An 8,939-nucleotide genomic window follows, 5' to 3' on the forward strand; every position below is an offset into this window, starting at 1 on the left:
AATATTTACAAGCCATTAGCCATCTTTCCCGGGGCTGGCTTGCAGAGCCAGGGCTGGCAGGCCAGAAGAGGCGCATGCGCGCGCCCGTTCATGTGATCGGCGGCGGCCTTGCCGGTTCAGAAGCCGCCTGGCAGCTGGCCGAAGCCGGAGAGCCGGTGGTGCTGCATGAGATGCGCGATCTGGTGATGACTCCAGCGCACCGGTCTGATGCGCTTGCAGAGCTGGTCTGCTCCAACAGCTTCCGCTCTGATGACCCGGAGCGAAATGCCGTCGGGCTGCTGCACCAGGAAATGCGGCTGCTTGGTTCGCTTATCATGGCAGCAGCAGACGGTGCCCGGGTGCCGGCAGGCTCGGCACTTGCCGTCGACCGCGAGCTGTTCGCCGGCACGGTGACGCAGCGGATCCTCGCCCATCCGGGCATCAAAGTGGTGCGCGGCGAAGTTGCAGCCCCCGATCCGGCTTGGGATGACGTCATTATCGCAACTGGGCCTCTTACGTCGGATGCGCTTGCAAGCCACATCCGCCGCCTGACCGGCGAAGCGCATCTTGCCTTCTTTGATGCGATTGCCCCCATCGTCCACGCCGGGTCGATCGACATGGGGGTCGCCTGGCGCCAGTCGCGCTGGGACCGCAGCGCGCCTGACGGCGATGGCGGCGACTACATCAACTGCCCGCTTGATGAGGGCCAGTATCGTTGCTTTGTGAACGCCTTGCTGGAGGGCGAGAAGATTGCCTTCCGCGACTGGGAGGACGTGCCCTATTTTGAGGGCTGCATGCCGATCGAGGTGATGGCCGAGCGCGGGCCGGATACGCTGCGCTTCGGGCCGATGAAGCCGGTGGGCTTGCGCGACCCCAAGACCGGGCGGCGCCCCTTCGCCGTGGTCCAGCTCCGGCAGGACAATCGTGCCGGCACGCTCTTCAACATGGTCGGCTTCCAGACCAAGCTCCGGCACGCCGAGCAGGTCCGGATCTTCCGCACCATCCCGGGCCTCGAGCGGGCCGAGTTCGCAAGGCTCGGCGGCCTCCACCGCAACAGCTTCATCCGCTCCCCCGTTCTGCTCGACCCGTGGCTCCGGCTGAAGGCGGACCCGCGCATCCGCTTTGCCGGCCAGATCACCGGCTGCGAGGGCTATGTCGAGAGTGCCGCGATCGGGCTCCTGGCCGGGCGCTTTGTTGCTGCTGCGCGCAGGCGCCGTGCGCTGCCGCCGCCGCCAGCGGAGACCGCGCTCGGGGCCCTCCTCGCCCACATCACCGGCGCCGCCAACCCGGCGACCTTCCAGCCAATGAACGTGAACTTCGGCCTCTTCCCCCCTGTCGAAGGGGCGGGCAAGAGCTGCCGCAAGGCGATGATGACGGCCCGGGCGCGCGCCGCGCTTGCAGGCTGGATGCAAAGCCTCGACAGAGGCCCTAGAACCGCGAGCGCAGCGTGATCCCGAAGGTTTGCGGCTCGCCAAGGAAGCTGCCGAAGAGGCGGGTTGCATCCGGGCCGCCGCGCTGGGTCTGCGCGCGGGTGCCGCTGCCCTGGAGCGGCGCGTTGAAGCTCGCCTGGAGGAAGTCGGTCGCAAACAGGTTTCTCGCCCAGACTTCAAACGACCATCGTCCTTCGGGGCCGAGCAGGCCAAAGCGGGCGTTGGCGACGAGGATGTCGGGCTGGCGCTTCTCGGGGAAGAGGTCCGCGCCAGTGTTGATTGCCGACTGCGCGCGCCAGTCGAAGTAAAAGAGGGCGCGAAAATCCGTCCCCAGGATTGGCGGTGTCCAGGAAATGGCGCCCGTTTGCACCCATTGTGGCGCGTTTGGAAGCTGCTCTCCAGGGATGTTGAAGAGGGGGGGCGGCAGCGGCCGGCCGCCGGTGCCAGCAAGGTTGGGGCGAAAGCGCGCATTGGCATAAGCGAGCCCGAGGGCCACGGCGAGATCGGGCCGCGGCTGCAGGGCGGCCTCGATTTCCATGCCTGACGTGATGACCCCCGGTTGCAGCTGGTCGGCCGGGCAGCGGCCGGTCGCTGCTGCTTCGGCCAGGGTCAGGGGCACGCCATTGACCGGCAGGCCAGCGAAATCGCGGTCGCCGCCGGCAAGGTCGGTGCGGCAGGAAACGATGTTCTCGACGACGACCCCGACGCCGTTGAAGCTGTTGAGCTGAAACTGGTCGAAGCGCGAGTGGAAGAGTGCAAGGTTGAGGGCGATGCCATCTCCGCTCCACTTGGCGCCCAGCTCGAAGCTGTCCACCAGCTCGGGCTGGAAGCGGAGCGAGGCGAGATCGGGTGCCGTGAGCGACAGCGCCGAGCGGTCGAGGTTGAAGCCGCCGGCCTTGTATCCCCGGGCGTAGCTTGCGTAAGCGAGGAGCCGGTCGGCGGGGCGCAACGCAAGCACGGCAGTTCCAGTCAGCGCATCCTCAGAAAGGCGAGTCGAGCCGGCGAGATTGACTGGCGAGATGACGCAGGCAAGCGTTGCAAAGGCTGCAAACGGGCTAGCTGAGATGGCAGCGCACAGGCTGTTGTTGCTCTCGAGGCGGGCGGCGAGGGCCTTGCGCTCATGGGTGTATCTAAGGCCGAGCGTGAGTTCGACGTGGTCGGTGAGCGCCAGCACATTGTGGGTGTAAAGGGCGGCATGGCGCGACGTCTGGCGATAGCGGTCGCGCACGATCCCGCGGCCGTTGAGCGTGTCGCCCGGCCGGCCCAGTGCCGCGGCAATGGCGGCATAGCCAGGAAAGGCAGGGACTTCGAGGCGGACGAGGGCATCCGCATAGCGGGTATAGTCAGCGCCATAGCGGAGATCATCGACGAGGTTCAGCCGTTCGTGGGCGAAATAGGCGCCAAGGAGCCAGTCAAGCCGGCCCGCCTCGCCCTGGAGCCGGAGCTCCTGGCTCACGGTCTGGAGCCGGCGCTGCTCGCCGTCGCGGGCGAGGATGTCGAGGTTGGTCGAGTCGGCATCCTGCGCCTGGGCATGGTCCCAGTCGCGGTAGGCGGAGAGGCTGGTGAGCGTGCCGGGCCCCAGCTCCCAGCGGAGTTCGGCCGCAAGACCCCAGTCGGTCACGTCGCTCTTGTCGCTTCGGCCCGGCGTCACCGAGGTGGTGCGGGCGAACGTGTCGTCGGAAATGGTGGCGCCCAGTGACCGGAGCGTGTCGGCGATGACATTGACGGGCAAGATCAAGAGGTTGCCGGCAGCATCGCGGGTGGCGGTCTCGAACGGAAGGTAGGCAGAGGCGCAGCAGGTCTCATCGCGGCGGGCGAAATCGCCGATGAGCCGCACGGACATGTCCGCGCGGGGCGTCAAGAGCAGCTGGCCACGCAGCAGGAAGCGGCTGCGGTCGTTGATGGTGTCGCTGGAGACGACATCGCGCACGAAGCCGTCGCGGCGGGTCCACACCCCGTCGAACCGCATGGCGAGCTGGTCCTCGAAGACGGGCGCGGTCACGCCGCCGCCGATGCGCCGGCTTGCGAAATTGCCGAAGCCGGCTTCGAACACGCCTTCGGGGGTGAAGCTCGGCGCCTTGGTTGCCACGGCGACAAGGCCAGCTGACGCGTTGCGGCCGAAGAGGGTTCCCTGCGGGCCGCGCAGCACCTCGACCCGCTCGACCGCGCCGAGCTCGGAAAGGCCAATGCCCGAGCGGCTGCGATAGACGCCATCGATGAAGACCGGGACCGAGGCTTCAAGGCCGGGATTGTCGCCGATGGTGCCGATGCCGCGGATCCTGACCACGGCGGCGCCCGCCTCGGACGAGGTGGAGGAGACGAGGAGCGAGGGGGCGAGCTGGTTGAGCTCCCGCAAGTCGGTCGCGCCTGAGAGCGCCATCGCATCGCCGCGGATGGCAGTGACGGCGGCTGGCACATCGGCGAGCCGTTGCGCCCGGCCGGTGGCAGAGACGAGGACCGCCTGTGGCGCCGGGGCTGCTGTCGGACCGGCCTGGGCGAAGGCGGGCCCCGCGCTTGCGAGAAGCAGCAGGGCAAGCAGGCGCGCGCGGATTCTGGCCTCCCTTGTGTTCAAGCTGGCGCCAGCTAGGGGGACCAGGGAGAAGGCGCAAGGCCAAGGGGAGAGGGGAGATGGCAGGCGACAGGGGCGGGCGGCTGGCAGGCAAGCGCGTGCTGGTAACCGGGGCCGCCTCGGGCCTTGGCCGGCGGATCGCCGAGCGCTTTGTGGGCGAAGGAGCGCGGGTGCTGCTGACCGACTGCCATGAGGCAGCAGTCGCGGCGGTGGCCGATGGGCTCGGCCAGCCCTCGATCCTGCTCGATGTGACGCAGCAAGCGGATTGGGCCAGAGCGATCGCAGCTGTGGACGCGGCCTTTGGCGGGCTTGAAGTGCTGGTCAACAATGCCGGGATCGGACCGGGCGGGACGGTAGAAGAGACAAGTTTCGAGACCTGGCGGCGTTGTCACGCCGTCAACCTCGACGGCACCTTTCTCGGCTGCCGCACGGCCCTGCCGCTGATGCGGGCGACGACTGCGCGCGACGGGACGCTGGGGGCCATCCTCAACCTCTCGTCCATTGCCGGCGTCATTGCTGCTGCCAACATGGCCGCCTACAACAGCGCCAAGGCGGCAGTGCGGCATTTGACCAAGTCGGTTGCGCTCCATTGTGCCCGCGAAGGCGGGCGGATCCGCGCCAACTCGCTCCACCCCGCCTTCATCGACACCCCCATCCTCGACAATTTTGCCGTCCGCGGCCTCGACCGGGACGGGGTGCTGGCAAAGCTTGCCCGGCAGATTCCGCTTGGGGCAGTCGGCGAGCCCGACGATGTGGCCTGGGCCGCCGTCTACCTCTGCTCGGACGAGGCCAAGTTCGTGACCGGGGCCGAGCTCTTCATCGACGGCGGCATCAGCGCCCGCTAGCACCCTCGCGGGCGAGGCGGACCAGCTCGTAGAGGAGATCGAGCGCTTCGCGGGGGCTCAAGCTGTCGGGGCTTATGGCGCGAAGCCGATCGCGCAAGGGGTCCACCGGCGGGGCGGGTGGCGGCAGAGCGCTGAACAGCGGCAACCCGGCGAGCGCTTCGGCAGCGCCCCGGCCCACCTCGCCCGCCTCGAGCCGGCTGAGTATGGCGCGGGCGCGCGCGATGACCGGCTCCGGCACGCCGGCAGCGCGGGCCACGTCGAGCCCGAAGCTCCCCGGCGCTGCCCCTTCGCGCACATCGTGGAGGAAGACGAGGCCGCCTTCCCACGGCCTTGCCTCGACCCGGCGGAGGGCGATGCCCGGCACCTGCGCGGCAACGGCCGTCAGCTCGTGATAATGGGTGGCAAAGAGGGTGCGGCAGCCGCGTTGCGCAAGCGTCTCGGTAATCGCCCAGGCGAGCGCGAGCCCATCCCAGGTCGCAGTGCCCCGGCCCACTTCGTCCAAGAGGACGAGTGAGCGGTCGGTTGCGCCTGTGAGGATGGCGGCGGTTTCAACCATCTCGACCATGAAGGTGGAGCGGCCTTCGGCGAGACTGTCGGACGCGCCGACCCGGCTGAACAGCCGGTCGACGATGCCGATGCGTGCCTGGCGGGCGGGCACAAAGCTTCCTGCCTGGGCGAGGATGGCAAGCAGGGCGTTCTGGCGCAGGAACGTGGACTTGCCGCCCATGTTGGGCCCAGTGATGAGCCAAAGCCGCGCCTCAGCATCCAGCCGGCAGTCATTGGGGACGAAGGGTTCGCCCGCCGCCTGTCGCGCTGCCTCGACCACGGGGTGGCGCCCGCCGGCGATGGCGAAGTCGGTGCCATCTGTGAGCACGGGTCGCACCCATTGGCGGGTCTCCGCCAGTTCCGCGAGTGCTGCGGCCATGTCGCACTGGGCAAGCGCAGCCGCACAGGCTGTGACATGGGCGGCCTCGGCGCATACCGCTTCCATGAGGCGGGCGAGGTGGGCGGCCTCGATCGCGAGCGCGTCGGCGCCGGCCGAGGCGATCGAGTCGGCGAGCGCGCGAAGGCGCGGCTCGTCAAAGCGCATGGCGCCCCCCAGGGTCTGGCGATGCAGGAAGGCAGGCGGCAAGGCTTGGCCGTGCCGGCTTGGCACTTCGACATGGTAGCCAAGCACGCCATTGTGGCGGATTTTGAGGCTTGGGATGCCAGTTTCAGCCTTGAGCCTTGCCTCAAGCGCGGCAAGTGCAGCGCGGCTGTCAGTTTGCAGCTGGCGCGCGTCGTCAAGCGCTGGGTCGATACCATCCCGAATGGCGCCGCCGGCGGCAGCTTCGACGGGCGGGCGGTCAACGAGGGCAGCAAGCGTTGCGGCAAGGTCCTTGTGTGGGGCGAGGGCCGCAGCAATGGCAGCAAGCGGGCCTTCGGCAGGCAAGCGGGCATGGACGGCTGCTGCAGCAGCCAGGCCATCGCGGACCTGGGCGAGATCAGGTGGCCGGCCGCGACCGGCGGCAAGCCGCGCCAGGGCGCGCTCGAGGTCGGGCGCCGCCTTCAGCAGCGTGCGGATATCGGTGCGCAACTTCCGGTCAGCGACGAAAGCTTCGACCCTGTCGAGCCGGGCTTCGATTTGGGCGCGGTCGGCAAGAGGGGCTGCGATTGCGTCGGAGAGAAGCCTGGCGCCCGCAGCGGTTGCGCAGCAATCGAGAGTGGCAAGCAGGCTGCCAGAGCGCCCGCCGCCCATCGCGCGGGTGAGCTCGAGGCTTGCGCGGCTGGCAGCGTCGATTGCCATCATGGGAAGGGAATCGAAGCGCTGCGGCGGCTGCAGCCGGACGGCGGCCCCCCGCGCCGTGCGCTCGATGTGGGCGAGGAGCCCGCCCAAGGCTGCAAGCGCTGGGCGCGGGAAGTCGGCGGCAGCACCAGCGCCGAAGCGAGCGCTCAGCATCTGCTCGGCCTCGAGGCTGTCGAAGCCGGGGAGCGTGGCGCTCATCAGAGTCTCGGCCGGCGCCAGCCGGGCCAGCTCGTCGGCAACCGCGTCTGCTGCGATCTCGCCTGCCATCAGGGTTCCGGTTGAGACATCCGCAAAGGCAAGGCCCGCGCGCGCGCCTGAAGGGAAGACGGCGGCAAGGAGGCTGCGCGCCCGGGGATCGAGGAGCCGTTCCTCCATGAGGGTGCCGGGGGTCAGCACCCGGACAATCTCGCGCTGGACGATCGCCTTGTGGCCGCGCGTCTTGGCAGCTGCAGGCGCTTCCATCTGCTCGGCGATTGCCACCCTTCGGCCGGCCTTCACCAGGCGGGCGAGATGGGCTTCAAGCGAGGGGACCGGGATCCCGCACATCGGAACCGGCTCGCCACCATGTTCGCCGCGCGCCGTCAGCGCGATGTTGAGCAGGCTGGCGACTTCGCGCGCATCCTCGAAGAAACTCTCATAAAAGTCCCCCATCCTGACCAGCAGCAGCGCGTCGCCCGCCTCGGCCTTCAGGCGCAGGACCTGCGCCATCATCGGGGTTGCACCCTGCGCGATTGCCGAGCCCATGGCGGCTCCGTAAGGGTCAGCCGTTCCGCATGGCAAGGATGCGCGCGCGATGGCCGATTCCGACCGCCCGGTCTTCTCTGACCGCGAGGCTCTCCTTTTCCACTCGGCGATCCGGCCGGGGAAGCTCGAGATCATCGCCACCAAGCCGATGGCAACCCAGCGCGATCTCGCGCTCGCTTACTCGCCGGGCGTTGCCGTCCCGGTGCGGGCGATCGCCGAGACGCCCGAGAGTGCCTATGATTACACGGCCAAGGGCAATCTGGTTGCCGTCATCTCAAATGGCACGGCGATCCTCGGCCTTGGCAACCTCGGGGCCTTGGCATCGAAGCCAGTGATGGAAGGCAAGGCGGTGCTCTTCAAGCGCTTTGCCGATGTCGACTCGATCGACATCGAGCTTGCAACCGAGGATGTGGACCGATTCATCCAGGCCGTTGAGCTGATGGAGCCGAGCTTCGGCGGCATCAACCTCGAGGACATCCGCGCACCCGAATGCTTCATCATCGAGGCCGAGCTCAGGGCGCGCATGAACATCCCGGTCTTCCATGATGACCAGCACGGCACAGCCATCATTGCGGCTGCCGGGCTCATCAACGCGGCCTATCTGACTGGCCGCGACTTCCGCGACATTCGCCTGGTCGTCAATGGGGCAGGTGCCGCCTCGATCGCCTGCACCGAGCTTGTGAAGGCGCTTGGCATTCCTGCCGACCAGGTGATCCTGTGTGATTCCAAGGGAGTCATCTACCAGGGCCGCACCGAGGGCATGAACCAATGGAAGGCAGCGCACGCCGTTGCAACCAAGTCCCGCACGCTTGCCGAAGCACTCGAAGGCGCCGACGTCTTCTTCGGGCTTTCGGTCAAGGGGGCAGTCACGAAAGAGATGGTCCGCGCCATGGCCGCCAAGCCCATCATCTTTGCCATGGCCAATCCCGACCCCGAGATCCTGCCTGAGGAGGTGCGCGCTGTCCGCCCCGATGCCATCATTGCCACCGGCCGGTCTGACTATCCCAACCAAGTCAACAATGTGCTTGGCTTTCCCTACATCTTTCGCGGTGCACTCGATGTGCGGGCGACCAAGATTTCCGAGGAGATGAAGCTTGCTGCTGCCAAGGCCCTGGCGGAACTGGCGCGCGAGGCCGTGCCCGACGAAGTGGCGGCAGCCTATGGCGGTGCGCGCGCCTTTGGGCCCGACTACATCATCCCTGCCCCCTTCGACCCGCGCCTTATTGAGGCAGTGCCGGCCGCAGTTGCCAAGGCCGCCATGGACTCAGGTGTGGCGAGGAAGCCCATCTTCGACATGGAGGGCTACAAGCTCGAGCTGCGGGCGCGCTTGAACCCCACCTCCTCGGCGCTGGCTGCGACGTTCGAGGCAGCGCGCGCCCGGCCGCGCCGCGTGGTCTTTGCCGAAGGCGAACAGGAAGTGGTGCTGCGCGCTGCAGTCTCCTTCCGGGCATCGGGCTATGGCGAGCCGATCCTCGTCGGGCGGGAAGATCCCATCCTGGAGGCGTTTCAGCGGATCGGTGTCACCGATCCCGAAAGCTACCGGATCCACAACAGCTCGAACAGCCCGCTGGTGCCCGCCATGGTGG

Annotated in this window: 5 protein-coding genes; 3 read left to right on the top strand and 2 right to left on the bottom strand. The window is 68.1% G+C overall.

Going from position 1 to position 8,939, the window contains the following annotated elements:
- Positions 1 to 74 precede the first annotated feature (74 nt).
- On the top strand, positions 75 to 1,430 hold the full coding sequence (gene trmFO, locus ACWIQA_RS01505) for a methylenetetrahydrofolate--tRNA-(uracil(54)-C(5))-methyltransferase (FADH(2)-oxidizing) TrmFO (RefSeq protein ID WP_448581296.1): 1,356 nt from the start codon (positions 75 to 77) through the stop codon (positions 1,428 to 1,430).
- On the opposite strand, the gene ACWIQA_RS01510 is transcribed toward trmFO, so the two are convergent.
- The gene (locus tag ACWIQA_RS01510) at positions 1,408 to 3,981 is read right to left on the bottom strand and encodes a TonB-dependent receptor (RefSeq protein WP_448581297.1); all 2,574 of its coding nucleotides are present in this window, start codon (positions 3,979 to 3,981) and stop codon (positions 1,408 to 1,410) included. The two genes, trmFO and ACWIQA_RS01510, sit on opposite strands and share 23 nt — an antisense overlap.
- A gap of 56 nt (positions 3,982 to 4,037) precedes the next feature.
- Here ACWIQA_RS01510 and ACWIQA_RS01515 point away from each other — a divergent pair, with 56 nt between their 5' ends.
- On the top strand, positions 4,038 to 4,823 hold the full coding sequence (locus tag ACWIQA_RS01515) for an SDR family oxidoreductase (RefSeq protein WP_448581298.1): 786 nt from the start codon (positions 4,038 to 4,040) through the stop codon (positions 4,821 to 4,823).
- Here the strand turns inward: ACWIQA_RS01515 and mutS are convergent.
- The gene (gene mutS / locus ACWIQA_RS01520) at positions 4,810 to 7,353 is read right to left on the bottom strand and encodes a DNA mismatch repair protein MutS (RefSeq protein ID WP_448581299.1); all 2,544 of its coding nucleotides are present in this window, start codon (positions 7,351 to 7,353) and stop codon (positions 4,810 to 4,812) included. The genes ACWIQA_RS01515 and mutS overlap by 14 nt on opposite strands.
- Before the next feature lie 49 nt (positions 7,354 to 7,402).
- Between mutS and ACWIQA_RS01525 the strand changes: the two genes are divergently transcribed.
- Positions 7,403 to 8,939: phosphate acyltransferase (locus ACWIQA_RS01525; protein WP_448581300.1), on the top strand; the 1,537-nt coding region annotated here is incomplete at its 3' end.

Source organism: Thermaurantiacus sp. (assembly GCF_053487655.1).